This is a genomic window from Sulfitobacter sp. 1A10359, assembly GCF_043558145.1.
GTDB classification, from domain to species: domain Bacteria; phylum Pseudomonadota; class Alphaproteobacteria; order Rhodobacterales; family Rhodobacteraceae; genus Sulfitobacter; species Sulfitobacter faviae.
In genome coordinates, this window is the sequence record NZ_JBIFGB010000005.1 from 108,762 (window position 1) to 124,630 (window position 15,869).

General features: G+C 62.8%; 14 protein-coding genes. 13 read left to right on the forward strand and 1 reads right to left on the reverse strand.

Annotated elements, in window-relative coordinates; translation table 11 throughout:
- Nucleotides 1-73 precede the first annotated feature (73 nt).
- The 6 genes from ACGYK2_RS12805 (at nucleotide 74) to ACGYK2_RS12830 (ending at nucleotide 6,432) form a co-directional block, all read left to right on the forward strand.
- The gene (locus ACGYK2_RS12805; RefSeq protein WP_276154479.1) at nucleotides 74-703 is read left to right on the forward strand and encodes a glutathione S-transferase family protein; all 630 of its coding nucleotides are present in this window, start codon (nucleotides 74-76) and stop codon (nucleotides 701-703) included.
- A gap of 173 nt (nucleotides 704-876) precedes the next feature.
- The gene (locus ACGYK2_RS12810) at nucleotides 877-1,965 is read left to right on the forward strand and encodes an acyl-CoA dehydrogenase (protein ID WP_271690221.1); all 1,089 of its coding nucleotides are present in this window, start codon (nucleotides 877-879) and stop codon (nucleotides 1,963-1,965) included.
- On the forward strand, nucleotides 1,962-2,660 hold the full coding sequence (locus ACGYK2_RS12815) for a PIG-L deacetylase family protein (protein ID WP_271690222.1): 699 nt from the start codon (nucleotides 1,962-1,964) through the stop codon (nucleotides 2,658-2,660). Before ACGYK2_RS12810 ends, ACGYK2_RS12815 begins: the two co-directional genes overlap by 4 nt.
- A complete protein-coding gene (locus tag ACGYK2_RS12820) occupies nucleotides 2,660-3,223 on the forward strand; it encodes a trans-aconitate 2-methyltransferase (RefSeq protein WP_271690223.1) in 564 nt (187 codons plus the stop codon). Before ACGYK2_RS12815 ends, ACGYK2_RS12820 begins: the two co-directional genes overlap by 1 nt.
- Nucleotides 3,220-4,266, forward strand: a complete 1,047-nt coding sequence (locus ACGYK2_RS12825) for a glycosyltransferase family 2 protein (protein ID WP_271690224.1) — start codon at nucleotides 3,220-3,222, stop codon at nucleotides 4,264-4,266. The genes ACGYK2_RS12820 and ACGYK2_RS12825 overlap by 4 nt, the downstream gene beginning before the upstream one ends.
- Before the next feature lie 102 nt (nucleotides 4,267-4,368).
- Nucleotides 4,369-6,432 (forward strand): catalase, encoded by a 2,064-nt coding sequence (locus tag ACGYK2_RS12830; RefSeq protein WP_271690225.1) that lies wholly within the window; start codon nucleotides 4,369-4,371, stop codon nucleotides 6,430-6,432.
- A gap of 39 nt (nucleotides 6,433-6,471) precedes the next feature.
- Here the strand turns inward: ACGYK2_RS12830 and ACGYK2_RS12835 are convergent, their stop codons facing one another.
- Entirely contained in the window at nucleotides 6,472-7,254 is a 783-nt protein-coding gene (locus ACGYK2_RS12835; protein ID WP_271690226.1) for an IclR family transcriptional regulator, read from the reverse strand.
- 164 nt (nucleotides 7,255-7,418) lie between these two features.
- Here ACGYK2_RS12835 and ACGYK2_RS12840 point away from each other — a divergent pair, with 164 nt between their 5' ends.
- The 7 genes from ACGYK2_RS12840 (at nucleotide 7,419) to ACGYK2_RS12870 (ending at nucleotide 15,851) form a co-directional block, all read left to right on the forward strand.
- Complete coding sequence (locus ACGYK2_RS12840) at nucleotides 7,419-8,936, forward strand: ABC transporter substrate-binding protein (protein ID WP_067265130.1); 1,518 nt, start codon at nucleotides 7,419-7,421, stop codon at nucleotides 8,934-8,936.
- Nucleotides 8,937-9,050: 114 nt separating this feature from the next.
- Complete coding sequence (locus ACGYK2_RS12845; RefSeq protein WP_136720362.1) at nucleotides 9,051-9,968, forward strand: ABC transporter permease; 918 nt, start codon at nucleotides 9,051-9,053, stop codon at nucleotides 9,966-9,968.
- A gap of 1 nt (nucleotide 9,969) precedes the next feature.
- Nucleotides 9,970-10,872 carry an ABC transporter permease gene (locus ACGYK2_RS12850; RefSeq protein WP_271690227.1) on the forward strand — a complete coding sequence of 301 codons (903 nt, stop codon included), beginning with the start codon at nucleotides 9,970-9,972 and terminating at the stop codon, nucleotides 10,870-10,872.
- Nucleotides 10,873-10,875: 3 nt separating this feature from the next.
- On the forward strand, nucleotides 10,876-11,874 hold the full coding sequence (locus tag ACGYK2_RS12855; RefSeq protein WP_271690228.1) for an ABC transporter ATP-binding protein: 999 nt from the start codon (nucleotides 10,876-10,878) through the stop codon (nucleotides 11,872-11,874).
- A complete protein-coding gene (locus tag ACGYK2_RS12860; RefSeq protein WP_271690229.1) occupies nucleotides 11,871-12,866 on the forward strand; it encodes an ABC transporter ATP-binding protein in 996 nt (331 codons plus the stop codon). The genes ACGYK2_RS12855 and ACGYK2_RS12860 overlap by 4 nt, the downstream gene beginning before the upstream one ends.
- Before the next feature lie 4 nt (nucleotides 12,867-12,870).
- The gene (locus ACGYK2_RS12865; RefSeq protein ID WP_271690230.1) at nucleotides 12,871-14,460 is read left to right on the forward strand and encodes a gamma-glutamyltransferase; all 1,590 of its coding nucleotides are present in this window, start codon (nucleotides 12,871-12,873) and stop codon (nucleotides 14,458-14,460) included.
- Nucleotides 14,457-15,851, forward strand: coding sequence for a M20 family metallopeptidase (locus ACGYK2_RS12870; RefSeq protein ID WP_271690231.1), 1,395 nt, complete (start codon nucleotides 14,457-14,459; stop codon nucleotides 15,849-15,851). Before ACGYK2_RS12865 ends, ACGYK2_RS12870 begins: the two co-directional genes overlap by 4 nt.
- Nucleotides 15,852-15,869 lie beyond the last annotated feature (18 nt).

A 15,869-nucleotide genomic window follows, 5' to 3' on the forward strand; every position in this document is an offset into this window, starting at 1 on the left:
GTTGACCCGCCGCAAACCGCCTGCTTAACATTGCAAGAAACCGAAACGCACCTCTGCATATGGGACCGAAGCGATGATTGATTTCTACACATGGACCACCCCCAACGGCCGCAAAGTCTCGATCCTGCTCGAAGAATTGGGGATCGACTACAATGTGCATGCCATCAACATCGGCAAGGATGAGCAGCACGCGCCCGAGTTTCTAAAGATCAGCCCCAACAATAAAATCCCCGCCATCGTGGACCATGACACCGGGGTGAGCCTGATGGAATCCGGTGCGATCTTGGTCTACCTCGCCGAGAAACATGGCCGCTTCCTGCCCGAGGGTCAGGCCGCGCGGGCCGAGGTCATGCAATGGTTGATGTGGCAGATGGGCGGCTTTGGCCCGATGGCTGGGCAGGCGCATCACTTCTTGCATTTCAACCCCGGCAAGGCCGCCTATGCCGAAGAGCGTTTCGGGGCCGAGGTCAAACGGCTTTACGGCGTGCTCGACAAACAGCTTGAGGGGCGGGACCACATTTGCGGCGAATATTCCATCGCGGATATGGCCTGCTGGCCTTGGGTGTCGCGCTATGAATGGCAGCAGATCGACCTCGCCGACTACCCCAACGTGCGTGCGTGGTATCAACGCCTGCGCGCGCGCGACGCGGTGCAAAAGGGCTACCGTGTGCCAAAGGTGATGGGCGAGATTCCCGAGGGCTGACATCCGCCCCCCGCCGCGGTTGCAACGTAGGCGGGAACCAAGAGACAAGTTGAACGGTTGCACTCCCGAAGGCAGCGCTGCCACGCGCGCAGGCTGCCCGTTTCACGAATGGGGGGCAGTATCGTGGCGCTTAATCTCAAAGGTGTATCCTTGCGCGGCTGTCGGGCACTGCCATGAACAGTGCGCCGCGTTTCGACCCTTTCCCGCCCCAGTCGCAAAGGGATATCCTTTCGCAATCTGCCCGAAAGGCCCTGCGCCGCGCGGCACGGGCCGAGGAGGCGGGCGCCGCCCCGATCAGCGGCTCTATCGACATTCTGCGCGACGCGGGGCTGATGCTGGAAGATGGCGCCACGGCGCCTTTGCGCACCGCCCATGCGCTGATGCAGATCGGTGCCGCCAACCTCAGCGTCGGCCGCTTATGGGAGGGCCACGTCAACGCGCTGCGCCTGATCCGCCTATACGGCAGTGTGGCGCAGGCGGAGCGGGCGAAGCAGGTGATCCGGCAGGGCGGGCTTCTGGGCGTTTGGGGGGCCGATGCCGGCAATCCGGCGCGTTTCGAGAAGGGTGTTTTGAAGGGTGAGAAGATCTTTGCCTCCGGCCTCGGCACTGTCACCCATGCGCTCGTTTCGCTCAACTCCGGCCCCGAGGTACAGCTTGCGCTGATCGATGTGACCGACCCCGCGCGCGGCGATGCCTCGCAATGGGACATGCTGGGGATGCGGGCGACGGCCTCGGGATCGTATGATTTTTCTGGTCTGCCACTTGAGGATGACGCGCTTATCGGCGCCCCCGGCGACTATCTGAAAGAGCCGCATTTCGTCGGCGGCGTCTGGCGGATCGCAGCGCTTCAGGCGGGCGCCGCGGCGGGGTTGATCGATGCGGCGGCCAGTACCCTGCGGGACATGGACCGGCTTGAGGCCGAGGCCCAATTAAGCCGCCTGATGCAGGTGCTGATGCGGATCTGGGCCGGAATGGCATTGGTCGAACGCGCCGCTCTCGCCGATGCGGATGACCACGCGGAAGAGACCCTCGTCAGCACCTCCATCGCCGCGCGGATTTATACTGAGGAAGTCGCCCTCGACGCGATCAAAGCGGTGGAGCAGAGCCTTGGGTTGCGCCATTTCACCGGAACTTCCGAGACAGGTCGCATGGCGCGCGATCTCTCGGTCTATCTGCGCCAAGCCGCGCGCGACGCCTTCCTGCAACGCGCCGCCCGCCATGCGCTTTCAAGCGACCAGACGGTTTGGGGTGTCTTTGGATGAGCCATAACGCCCCCCTCGCCGAGGCTCTGTCGGGCCGCGAAAAGATCGTGGTTCTGGCGCCGCACCCGGACGACGAAACACTCGGCTGCGGCGGGCTTTTGGCCCGCGCTTTCGCAGGGCCCGGGGCGCATGTCATCTGCCTGACCGATGGCGGCGCCAGCCACCCCGGTTCCCGCGCATGGTCCCCGGTCCGATTGGCCGAAAGGCGACGCGCGGAATTAGCAGAGGCGCTCGATCTCCTTGGTGGCGGCGCGGCGGATTTGACATGGCTCGGCCATCCCGACAGCCGTTTGCACGAGGTGCCTGCTGACGCCATCCTGACTGAGCTGAGGCAAGTGATCGACGCCCAAGCGGCACGCCACGTCTTCGTCCCGGCCCGCGAGGACAAACATTGCGACCATAAAACCACCGCGTCACTGGCCGACGGCCTGCGCGCGCAGCGCCCCGATCTGCATTCTCATAGCTATCCGGTGTGGAGCCGTTTCGATGATCCGAACTTTGCCGAGAACACGGCTGGCTACGCCCCCCTGACCCTCGACACCGCCGCCTACCGCGCAGCCAAGAGCGCCGCGATCCGCGCGCATCGCAGCCAGCTTGGCCAAGTCGTGCAAGATGATCCCGAGGGGTTCGTTCTGCCCGAGGCGATGATCGACCTCTTCGCGCAGCAAGACGAGATCTTTTGGAGGATGCCGTGATGGGTGTGGGGTTGGATCATCTCCAAGGTCTCTATGCCGAGACGAGCGATCCTTGGGGGTTCGAACATAGCGCCTATGAGCAGGCCAAATTCGCGGCGACGCGGGCGGCGCTTTCACAAGATGGCTACCGCTCGGCCTTTGAGTTGGGCTGTGGCAATGGTCAACTGGCACGCCACCTGATCGACATCTGCGCGCGCTATACCGGGATGGATGCAGTCGCCAGCGCCCTGACCGCCGCGCGCAAAGCGGTGCCGGAGGGGCGCTTCGTCCAAGGGTTCTATCCCGGCCCCCTGCCTGAGGGGGACTTCGATCTGCTGATTCTCTCCGAAGTGCTCTATTTTCTGGATCATGCGGGGCTGGGCCAACTGGCGACCGACATTGCGACCCGCTGGCCGAAGGCCGAGATCATCTGCGTGACTTGGCGCGGTGACACCGGCAATCCGTTGCAAGGGGAGGAGGCGCTGAACGGTTTTGCCAAGGCGCTCGACACCCATGCCTTCACCTGCGTCAGCGAGACCGAGAACTACCGCATCGACCGCGCCTTTCCGGAGGGTGACAGATGAGTTTCGAGCGCTGGAAAGACACCGCGATCATCATCCCCGCCCGGAACGAGGCACAGCGGATCGGCGATTGCCTCACCGCCCTCGCCCCCCAGTGCAACGACCGTGTTCGCGTGATCCTCGTGGTGAACAACACCGATGACGACACCGCCAAGATCGCCAAGGCGGCGGCGGGGCGGCTTGGCCTCGACCTCACCGTGCTCGATCTCACCTTCCCCCCCGGCATGGGGGTCGGCGCGGCAAGGCGGAGGGGCTGCGCTGTGGCACTCGAACAGATGCCTCATCTGCGCCAGATCCTGACCACCGATGCCGATTGCCGTGTCAGCCCCGATTGGGTCGCGCTCAGCATTCAGCACCTTCAGCGTTTTGATGCCCTTTGTGGCAGGGTCACGCTGAACCCCGAAGAAGCCGCCTGTTTGGCGCAGCAAGACCCGATGCTTGAAGCCCATGAAATGGCCTATCGCCGCTTGGTGCTCACGCTCTACGCGCGGCACGCCCCGAACTGCGCCGATTTGCAAGGCAGCCACGGCGAAGCGCCGGGGGCCAGCCTTGGCTTCACCCGCGATGCCTATGAGGCCGTCGGCGGTTTCGCCCCGATCCCCTGCGGCGAGGACCGTGAGATCATCCGCGCCCTGCGGGCCGCGGGCCGCCGGGTGCAGCACGCGGATGACGTTTGGGTCGAAGCCTCTTGCAGGCTGGTCGGACGGGCAGCGGGGGGCATGGCGGATACGCTGCGCAACCGGCTGAGTGGGGCGGGATACTTCGCGGATGACTGTTTGCCGGATGCGGCGCGTCTAATCGACCAATCACGCCGGGGGGCCTTGGGGTGCTGGCCCGCACAGGTGTCGCAGGACCGGCGCATCCCGGTCGAAGATCTACCCACCCATATCGCGATGCTGCGGGCCTTTTTGGACATGCCTGCGCGTGATGAAGCCGCCACCACACTTCCTCAAGCCGCACCCAATCGCGGGGCGCGCAAGAACTTTCCCGCCCGCCGGGCAAAAGCATCGGAACCCCTCGCCGCGGGGGTGGTTGAGCTCTCATAGGGTCGGGCGTTGACCGCCCGCTCTGGAGCGGCCCTCTCGGCCCGCCACATATTAGCAACAAATCCTCCCGATTATATTCCGGGGGCGCTGTGGAGAAAGATCATGACAGACAAAGAACTTGGCAAAGGCGGCGAACCCCGCCAGCAAACCACGGACCGCGAAAAGACGATGACGACCGCGCAGGGCGGCCCGATTGCGGATGATCAGAACTCACTCAAAGCAGGTCCGCGCGGCCCGGTCTTGATGGAAGACCACGTATTCCGCGAGAAGATGTTTCACTTCGACCACGAGCGCATTCCAGAGCGTGTCGTTCACGCCCGCGGCTACGGCGTGCATGGGCATTTCGAGCTAAAGGAAGCGATCCCCGAACTGTCCTGCGCCGATATCTTCCAGCGCGTCGGCGAAAAGACCCCGACCTTCACCCGTTTCTCCACCGTGGCAGGCAACAAGGGCTCTTTCGATCTGGCCCGCGACGTGCGCGGTTTCGCGACGAAGTTCTACACGCAAGAAGGCAACTGGGACCTCGTCGGCAACAACATCCCCGTGTTCTTTATCCAAGACGCGATCAAGTTCCCCGATCTCATCCACTCCGTCAAACCCGCTCCTGACCGTGGCTTCCCGCAGGCGCAGTCGGCGCATGACAACTTCTGGGATTTCGTCTCGCTCTCGCCCGAGGCGATCCATATGACGCTGTGGCAGATGTCCGACCGGGCGATCCCGCGCTCGTTCCGCTTTATGGAAGGCTTCGGCGTGCATACCTTCCGGCTGGTCAATGCCGAGGGCAAATCGCATTACGTGAAGTTTCACTGGAAGCCGAAGCAGGGTCTGCAATCGGTGGTCTGGAACGAGGCGCTCAAGATCAACGGCGCGGACCCGGATTTTCACCGCCGCGACATGTGGGATGCCATCGACGCGGGCGACTATCCGCAGTGGGATCTGGGCATTCAGGTCTTTGACGATGAATTCGCCGATAACTTCGAGTTCGACATCCTTGACGCCACCAAGATCATCCCCGAAGAGCAGGTGCCGGTGCGCATCATCGGCACGCTGACGCTCGACGCCAATGTCGACAACTTCTTTGCCGAGACCGAGCAGGTGGCTTTTTGCACCCAGAACATCGTGCGCGGGATCGACCACACGAACGACCCGCTGCTACAGGGGCGGAACTTCTCCTACCTCGACACGCAGCTTAAGCGTCTCGGCGGGCCGAACTTCACCCATATCCCGATCAACGCGCCGAAATGCCCGTTCCACCACTTCCAGCAAGATGGCCATATGGCGATGCACAATCCCAAGGGCCGCGTGAACTACGAGCCCAACAGCTGGGGCGAGGATGGCGGCCCGCGCGAGAACCCCGAGATCGGGTTCAAAAGCTACCCCGAAGAGGTCGAAGGCACGAAACAGCGCGTGCGGTCCGAGACATTCGCCGATCACTACAGTCAAGCGCGGCAGTTCTACATCAGCCAGACTGAGATCGAACAGCAGCACATCGCGACGGCCTATACCTTTGAGCTGTCGAAATGTCAGGAAGAGCGCATTCGCCTGCGGATGCTCTCGCATCTGATGAACGTGCATGACGATCTGGCGAAACAGGTGGCCGAAGGCTTGGGCGTGACCGAGATGCCGGAACCCGCCAAACCCGCGCGGGAGCCGATCACCGATCTGCCGCCGTCGGATGCGCTCAGCATTCTAAAGAACGCGCCGAACAGCTTCGCGGGCCGCAAGTTGGGTCTGTTCCTGACCGAAGGCGCGGATGCCTCTGTTGTGGAAGCCTTGGAAAAAGCCTTTGCCGATGAAGGCGCGATGGTCGCCATCGTGACGCCGCATATCCAAGGGGTGACCCTCTCGGACGGCAGCATCCGCGAAGCGGATGAGAAGATCGACGGTGGCCCGTCGGTAGTCTTTGACGCGGTGGCCTTGGTCTTCGGGAATGAGAAAGCCGACAAGATCGCCAAGAACAAACCGGCGCAGGATTTCGTCTCGGACGCCTTTGCGCATAACAAGTTCATCGCATGGACCACAGCCGCCGATCCGCTGCTCAATGCCGCCGGGATCGAGAAGGACGAGGGCACGATGGAGGTCTCTGCCAATAATGCGGACGCGTTCCTTCAGACCTGCCGGAAACTTCGGTTCTGGCAACGCGAAGAAAAGCTAAACTGGGAATAAGAGAACACCGGGCCGGGGCGGCGATGCCCCGGCCCTTTTCTAGCGCCGATGCACCTGTGATGAGGGCGAAATCGCGTTCGCCGTGTCCTGAAGGCGCGGCAGAATCTCGGCCCTGATCCGCTCCCGCGTCCAGGTATGCGCCGAGACCGAACATTGCACCGCCGCAAAGGCCCGCCCATCGGGGCCGGTAATCGGACAGGCCACCCCGATCTCGGACAAAATCATCTGATCGCTGGAGATCGCATAGCCCTGCTGCACGGCCTCACCGATGCTGTTGCGGATCGTGGCGCGGTCCATTGTGGTGCGCGCGGTAAAGGGTTTGAGCGGCCAAGTCTCGATCGCGTCTTCCCGGTCCTCGGGCGAGAACGTCGAGATGATCGCCCGCCCCGCTGACGTCGAAAGCGCTGGCAGCCGCCGTCCGATCACCGTCGCCGCGAAATAGGTTCGCTGGCAGGGCAATCGGCTGACGTAGATGATATGATCGGTCGAAAGCTCGGCGAGGTTCACCGTCTCCCCGATCTCTTGGCTAAGATCGATCAGCTTGGGAATCGCCTGTCCGACCAATTGATCCGACCAGTAATAGGCATAGGCCAGCTCCAACCAAGCATGAGACGGGCGGTAGCGCCGCGTGGCCGGATCCTTTTCCAACATGCCCTCGATATGCAGCGTATTCGCCAGCCGCTGAACCGCGCTCTTGTCCAATCCGCTGCGGGAGGCAAGCTCAACCAGCGACAATTCCGTATGCGATTCATCGAAGGCGCGAAGCAGCCGCAGCCCCTTGGCAAGCGACCCGACGTAGAGGGTATTTTGCTTCTTTTCCAATCACCTACCCCGAAATCTAGCCCAATTGTTCAAACCGGGGCTTGACGTATGTCGATCTGATTGCGTTTATTAATCGTATTGCGATATCAAGTATTATTATATGATACGAGACGCAAGTCAAAAAGATACGGAACCGAATTCGTTAACCAGCAGGGGAGTTGACCATGAAATCCACGGTCCTGAAATCAACCATCACCGGGCTTGTCTTGGCCGCCGCCACGGGCGCGGCTTGGGCGGACAAAGCCAATGACACGCTGAATGTCGCCTTCACCAAAGAGCTTGAGAACGTCGACAGCTACTTCAACTCGTCCCGCGAAGGCGTGGTGCTGCAACGCGCGGTCTGGGATGGTCTGATCTACCGCGATCCGGTCACCAACGAATACATGGGCAATCTCGCCACCGAATGGGAATGGATCGACGACACGACCATCGAATTCAAACTGCGCGAAGGCGTGAAATTCCACGACGGGTCGGACTTCACCGCCGATGACGTGGTCTTTACCGTGAACTACGTCGCCGATGAAGCCAACGGCGTGAAAACGCAGCGCAACGTGAACTGGATGAAATCGGCCGAGAAAGTCGACGATTACACCGTGCGCATCATGCTGAAAGAGAAGTTCCCGGCGGCGATTGAATTCCTCTCTGGCCCCGTCTCGATGTATCCCAGCGACTACTACGAAGAAGCCGGCCCCGAAGGCATGGGCCTGAAACCCGTCGGCACCGGCCCTTACAAGGTGACCGAAGTCGTCCCCGGCCAGCACTTCAAACTGGAAGCCTATGAGGGCTACCACGACAGCCCCAAGGGCAAGCCCAGCATCAAGAACATTGACATCCGCACCATCCCGGATGTGAACACGCAGATGGCTGAACTGTTCAGCGGCTCGCTTGATCTGATCTGGCAGGTGCCTTCGGACCAAGCCGAGAAACTGGCCGAGCGGGATGAATTCCAAGTCTCCAACGAATCCACCATGCGCGTGGGCTATCTGACGCTCGATGCGGCAGGCCGCTCCGAGGACAGCCCCTTCACCGACGTGCGCGTGCGCAAGGCCGTGAACTATGCGATCAACCGTCAGGAACTGGTCGACGCGCTGCTCAAAGGCAAATCCAAAGTCGTCTACACCCCTTGCTTCCCCAGCCAGTTCGGCTGCGACGAAGACGCGGCGGTGAAGTATGAATACAACCCCGAGAAGGCCAAGGAATTGCTGGCCGAGGCGGGCTACGAAGACGGTCTGACCATCGACTTCTACGCCTACCGCGACCGCGAGTATGCCGAGGCGATCACCAGCTATCTGAACGCTGTGGGCATCGATACCAACTTTAAGATGTTGCAGTATTCCGCCCTGCGTGAGCAGAACATGAAAGGCGAAACCGCCGTGTCGTTCCAGACATGGGGCAGCTATTCGATCAACGACGCCTCCGCCATGGTCAGCCAGTTCTTCAAACATGGCTCGCTCGACTACGCGATGGACGACGAAACGCTCGAATACCTCAACATCGCCGACAGCTCGACCGATCCCGAGGTCCGCAAAGAGAACTACTCCAAGGCGATCGAACGCATCACCGAGGAAGCCTATTGGGCGCCAATGTTCTCCTACAACACCAACTATGTGACCACCAACGAGGTGGAATACACACCCACAGCCGACGAAGTTCTGCGCTTCACCACGGCCAGCTGGAAGTAAATCAACCGGCGGGGGCGCCGTCACCGGTGCCCCTGTCCTTCTCCCCTTCCGCACCCAACCCAGACCCACGCGGCAGGCCCTCGCCTGCGGCGCAGCCTCAAGGTAGTTGCACCCGTGCTTCAATTCATTCTCAAACGATTGGGACTGGCCCTTCTCGTGGCCTTCACCGTGTCGTTTATCAGCTTTAGCCTGCTGTTCCTGTCGGGCGACCCCGCTGCCGCTCTGGCCGGTGAAACCGCCAGCGGCGAAGATATCGAGGCCCTGCGCCGTCTCTATGGTTTTGACCGGCCCATGCTGGTGCAATATGGCGAATGGCTGTTCTCGGCCCTTCAGGGCGATTTCGGCGAAAGCTACTATTTCCGCCTGCCCGTCGCCTCGCTCATCGCCGACCGATTAAGCGTGACCATGACGCTCGGGGTCTGCGGGATCACCTTCGCGTTGCTGACCGCCGTGCCCTTGGGCGTGGTCGCCGCGATCCGCCCCAATTCGATCATCGACCGTGTGGCCCTGTTCATCTCGGTCGCCGGCCAAGCGATGCCGAGCTTCTGGTTCGGCCTCATCCTAATCGTCGTCTTCGCCATCCAACTGGGCTGGCTGCCACCTTCGGGCACCGACACATGGCGGCATTTCATCCTGCCGACCGTGGTGCTGGGCTATTACGCCATGCCCGCCATCATGCGCCTGACGCGCGCGGGCATGCTGGACGTGCTGAACTCCGACTACATCCGCACCGCGCGGGCCAAGGGTGCGAACGAGCGCCGGGTGCTGTTCCGCCACGCCCTGCGCAACGCGATCATCCCCGTGGTCAGCCTCGCCGCCGTGCAGATGGGCTTCATGCTGGGCGGCTCCATCGTGGTCGAATCGATCTTTGCGCTACATGGCGCGGGCTATCTGGCGTGGGAGAGCATCGCGCGCAACGACCTGCCCACCGTGCAGGCGCTGATCCTGATCTTCTCGATGTTCTACATTGTTTTCACCTTCCTCGCAGACGTGCTGAACGCATGGCTCGACCCCCGCATGAGGAGCAGCTGACATGGCCACGGCAAGTACACATGACAGCCTTTTGGACGAAATCACCGGCCCGACCCCCGGCCAGATGCTGCGCAAGCGCATCTTCGGGCACCAAGGTCTGCTGATCGGGGCGGTCGTTCTGATCATCCTCACGATCATCGCGATCCTTGCGCCTTGGATTGCCCCGCATGATCCCTATGCCCAAAGCCTGATGACCCGGATGGAGCCCCCCGTGTTCATGGGCGGCACATGGGAGCATCCCTTGGGCACCGACCATCTGGGCCGCGATTACCTGTCGCGTCTCATCTACGGTGCGCGGATTTCGCTGCTGATCGGGGCCGTGGCGGCGCTGATCTCGGGTCTGATCGGGACCGCGATGGGCGTGGCCGCGGGCTACTTCGGCGGCAAGGTCGACGCGGTCGTAACCTTCCTCATCAACGTGCGTCTCGCGATGCCGGTGGTACTGGTGGCGCTGGCCGTGGTGGCGATCCTTGGCGGATCGCTGCAAGTGGTGATCATGGTGCTGGGCCTGCTGCTGTGGGACCGTTTCGCGGTGGTCATGCGCGCCTCCACCATGCAGGTGCGGCGGCGCGAATATGTGGCCGCGGCACAGGTCATCGGCGCCTCCACCCCGCGCATCCTCTTGTCCGAGATCATGCCCAACATCGCCAACAACCTGATCGTCGTCGTCACGCTGGAGATGGCCCATGCGATCCTTCTGGAAGCGGCACTCTCGTTCCTCGGCCTTGGGGTGCAACCGCCGACGCCGAGCTGGGGGCTGATGGTCTCCGAAGGCAAGAACATGATGCTGTTCGAGCCGTGGCTCGTGCTGATCCCGGGCGCCGTGCTTTTCGTGCTGGTGCTGGCGATCAACCTGATGGGTGACGGTCTGCGCGACGTCACCGCCCCCGAAAACCGGAGCTGACCCATGACAGAACCACTTCTGAGCGTCCGCAACCTGCGGCTCGATATTCCCACGGGCGGCGGCACCCTGCATGCGGTGCGCGGGATCGACTTCGACCTCAACCGTGGCGAGACCCTGTGCATCGTCGGCGAAAGCGGCTCGGGCAAATCGCTCACCTCGCTGGCGCTGATGGGGCTCTTGGGCAGATCCATCAAGCGGAACGCAGATCGGATGACCTTTGACGGGATCGAGCTGACCACCGCCAGCCAAGGCCAGATGCGCAAGCTGCGCGGGGCGCGGATGTCGATGATCTTCCAAGAGCCGATGACCTCGCTCAACCCGGCCTACACCATCGGCGACCAATTGGCCGAGGCGCTGCTCTTGCACCGCAAGGTCAGCCGCCCACAGGCGCGGGACCGGGCGATTGAACTCTTGGAGAAGGTCGGCATCACCGCCGCCGAGAGCCGCTTGTCGCAATACCCGCACCAGCTTTCAGGCGGGTTGCGCCAGCGCGTGATGATCGCCATGGCGCTGATGTGCGAGCCGGAACTGATCATCGCGGATGAGCCGACCACCGCGCTCGACGTGACCATTCAGGCGCAGATCCTGCGGCTGCTCCACGATCTGGGGCGCGAGATGAATATGGCCGTGATCCTGATCACCCATGACCTCGGCGTGGTGGCCCGCGTGGCCGACAAGGTTGCGGTGATGTATGCGGGTGAATTGGTCGAAACTGGCCCGGTGGGCGATATCTTTAACGCGCCCTCGCATCCCTACACCCGCGGACTGCTGCGCTGCATCCCGCTCCCGGGCAAGACCGACCGCGGCGCGAAACTGGGCACCATCCCGGGCATCGTGCCCTCGCTGGTGGGCGAGGTTGAGGGCTGCGTCTTCCGTACCCGCTGCCCGCATGCCGTCGCAGAATGCCGTGGCGACATCCCCAAACGCGAGGACGGCAACCACGCCTTCCGCTGCATTTTCCCCGATGGCAAACGCCAGTCCGAGAAGGAGCTGACCGTATGAAGGACAGCGTGAACACACCCCCGGTGCTGGAGCTTTCCGGCGTCAGCAAGACCTACCGGGTGAAACAGGGCATGTTCGGCAAGGTCAAACCGCTCACGGCGGTGAATGACGTGTCGCTGCAATTGGGCAAGGGCGAGGTGCTGGGCCTCGTCGGAGAATCCGGTTGCGGCAAATCCACCCTCGCCAAGATCCTCTTGGGGCTGGAACAGCCCACCGCCGGTCACGTCAAGATCGACGGCGAAGAGATCACCGAACAGGGCCGTCTGGCGCTGGCGCGGCGGATCCAGCCGATCTTTCAAGACCCCTATTCCTCGCTTAACCCGCGCAAGAGCATTTATGACGTGATCTCTCTGCCGCTGCGGGTGCACAACATCGGTGACGAGGAAAGCCGCAAGAAAAAGGTCAAAGAGATCCTCGACGTTGTGGGCCTGCCGCAACGGGTGATCAACACCTACCCCAGCCAGATGTCGGGCGGCCAGCGCCAGCGTGTGGCCATCGCCCGGGCGCTCATCATGAAGCCCGAGGTGGTGATCTGCGATGAGCCGACCTCGGCGCTGGATGTGTCGGTGCAGAGCCAGATCCTCAACCTTCTGGGCGAGCTGCGCGAAGAGTTTGGCCTTACGTATCTCTTCATCAGCCATGATTTGGCGGTGGTCGAACACCTCGCCACCCGCGTGGCGGTGATGTATCTGGGCGAGATCGTCGAGCAGAACTCGGTCGCCGGTCTCTTCGACGCACCACGTCATCCCTACACCAAGGCGCTGTTGAAATCCGTGTTGACGCCCGAGCCGGGCTTGGGCGTGCCGGACACCCAGCTTGGCATGGCCTACCCCAACCCCATCGCACCGCCGCCGGGTTGCCATTTCCATCCGCGCTGCCCGCGCGCGACGGATCTTTGCAAACAAAAGGCACCGCGTCACACCCCGATCCCGCAGGGGCATGTCGCCTGCCATCTGCACGATCCGGAAACCCCCATGTACGAACAAGAGTAATCCCATGTCATCGAACCTGTCGCACAGCAGTCAAACCCGCAAAACCGTCATCGAAACCGAACATGGCGTTGTCGCCGCGCAGCATCGGTTGGCAGCAATCGCGGGGGCCGAGGTGCTTGCGGCAGGGGGCGACGCGGTGGATGCGGCTGTGGCCACCTCCTTCGTCATCGGCGTGTTGGAACCTTGGATGAGCGGCCCTGCGGGCGGCGGGGCGATGATGCTCTGGCGCGCCGAAGAAGGCCAAGCCCATGCACTGAACCACGGCATGCGCAGCCCCGGCGCGCTCGACCCGGCGAATTATCCGCTGAGCGGGCGGGGCAAGGCGGGCGATCTCTTCCCATGGGAGCATGTGGAGGGGGACCGCAACGTCCAAGGCGCCACCGCCATCGCCGTGCCCGGCGTCGTTGACGGGCTGGGCCAAGCCCATGAACGGTTCGGCAAGATGCCTTGGGGCGAGCTGCTTGCCCCGGCGGTCGATCACGCCCGCAAGGGTCTATTGGTGGATTGGTATGCCGCGCTGGTCATCGCCTCTTGCACGCGCGCCCTTGCGCAGGATGCGGATGCGGCGGACCTCTTTCTGGAAGACGGGCAATGGCCGACGATCAGCGGCTGGACCGCGCTGGCCGAAAAGCGGCTGGACCAGTCGCGCATGGCCGACAGCCTTGACCAGATCGCGCGGCACGGGGCGCGCGCGCTCTATGATGGTGACCTCGGCGCCACGATGGCGCGGGATGTGCAGGACAAGGGCGGCTGCCTCAGCCACGACGACCTGCAAGCCTACCGCGCCGAATTCAGCGCGCCGCTCGACTTTGCCTACCGCGACGCGCGCTTCCATGTCGTGCCAGGGCTGACCGCCGGGCCGACCTTCCGCGACACTTTTACCTCTCTCGCGACCGACGACCTCGGGAACGCCCCCGGCCCCGACAGCTATGCCGCCATGGCCGAGGCGCTCAAAGGCGCCTATGCCCGCCGTCTGGGCTCCATGGGCGATACCGGCGAAAGCCCCGAGGCACCGGGCTGCACCACCCATTTCTCGGTCGTCGACCGTCACGGGAATATGGTGGCGCAGACCCAGACGCTCTTGTCGATCTTCGGCTCCCGCGTCGTCTCGCCCTCCACCGGCTTTTTGATGAACAACGGCATCATGTGGTTCGATCCGGTTCAGGGCCGCCCGAACTCGCTCGGCCCGAACAAGCGCTGCCTGATGAATGTCTGCCCGGTGATCGGCGAACAGGGCGACAAACGCTTTGCCTTCGGGGCCTCCGGCGGGCGCAAGATTCTGGGCGCGGTGGCGCAACTGTCCTCCTTCGTCACCGATTTTGACATGTCGCTCGAAGACAGCTTCCACGCGCCGCGCATTGACGCTTCGGACGCCAACCAGCTCATCGCCGATGAAAGCCTGCCGCGCGATGTGCTCGACCGTCTGCGCGAGAACAATGAGGTCGCCGAGACCAAACGCACGATCTTTCCCTACGCTTTCGCCTGTCCCGCAGGCGTGATGCGCGCGGGCGGGCAGAATTCCGGCTGCACCGAGATCATGTCGCCTTGGGGCGACGCCATTTCTGAAGATATGACAAAGGACATTGAAGCATGACCCGCGATCAAGCGATCGAAGCGATCTCGACCTATTTCGATGAGGGGACGTTCCAAGCCGAACTGGCCAACCTCGTCTCCTACGAGACCGAGAGCCAGAACCCCGACCAAGCCACCGAACTGAAACGCTATCTGGTCGAGACGATGGAGCCAAGGCTAACGGCGATGGGCTTTGCCTGCAGCTTTCACGACAATCCTGACCCGCGCGGCGGCCCCTTTCTGGTGGGCGAGCGCCGTGAGGGGGATGACCTGCCGACCGTGCTGACCTATGGCCACGGCGACGTGATCCGCGCCCAGACCGACCAGTGGCGCGAGGGGCTGCATCCTTTCAAACTGGTCGAAGAGGGCGACAAGCTTTATGGCCGAGGCACCGCCGACAACAAGGGCCAGCACCTGATCAACATCGCCGCCATCGAAGCGGTGCTGAAAACCCGCGGCAAGCTGGGTTTCAACTGCCGCATCGTGATCGAGATGAGCGAAGAGACCGGCAGCGCGGGTCTGCCCGAGTTCTTTGCCGAACACCGTGAGGAACTGACCGCCGACGTGCTCATCGCCTCCGACGGGCCGCGGCTGCAACCCGAAGTGCCAACCATGTTCATGGGGTCGCGCGGGGGCGTGTCGTTTGATCTGATCGTCGACAAACGCGAAGGGGCGCATCACTCGGGCAACTGGGGTGGCTTGCTGGCCGATCCTGCGATGATCTTGGCGCAGGCGCTGTCGACCATCACCGACAAGCGCGGGCAAATCCAGATCCCCGAGTGGCGGCCCGACAGCCTGACCCCCTCGGTCCGCGCGGCGTTGAAAAACCTGCCGATCGAAAGCGACGATGGCCCCGCCATCGACACCGATTGGGGCGAAGAAGACCTGACCCCGGTCGAGCGCGCCTACGGCTGGAACAGCTTTGCCATTCTCGCGATGAAAAGCGGCGTGCCCGAGGCGCCGGTCAACGCGATCTCGGCCCATGCGACGGCCACCTGCCAATTGCGCTATGTCGTCGGCACCGATCCCGAAGACATCCTGCCAGCGCTGCGCCGTCACCTCGACAAAAACGGGTTTGAGGATGTGCGGATCGAGCCGCATGACCGTGGCTTCTTCCGCGCGACGCGGTTGGGTGCAGATCACCCTTGGGTGAAGTTCGTGGCCATGTCCCTGACCGAGACCGCAGGCAAAGCGCCGCATATCCTGCCCAATCTCGCAGGCTCACTACCCAACGACAGCTTCAGCGAAATTCTGGGTCTGCCAACGGTCTGGGTGCCGCATTCCTATCGAAGCTGTTCGCAGCACGCGCCGGATGAACATGTGCTGAAACCCGTCTGCCGCGATGCGCTGCGGGTGATGGCGGGCGTGTTCTGGGACTTGGGCGAAGGCAACACGCCGCCACGCAACGCGTAAAACCTGCCGGGCGGGGAC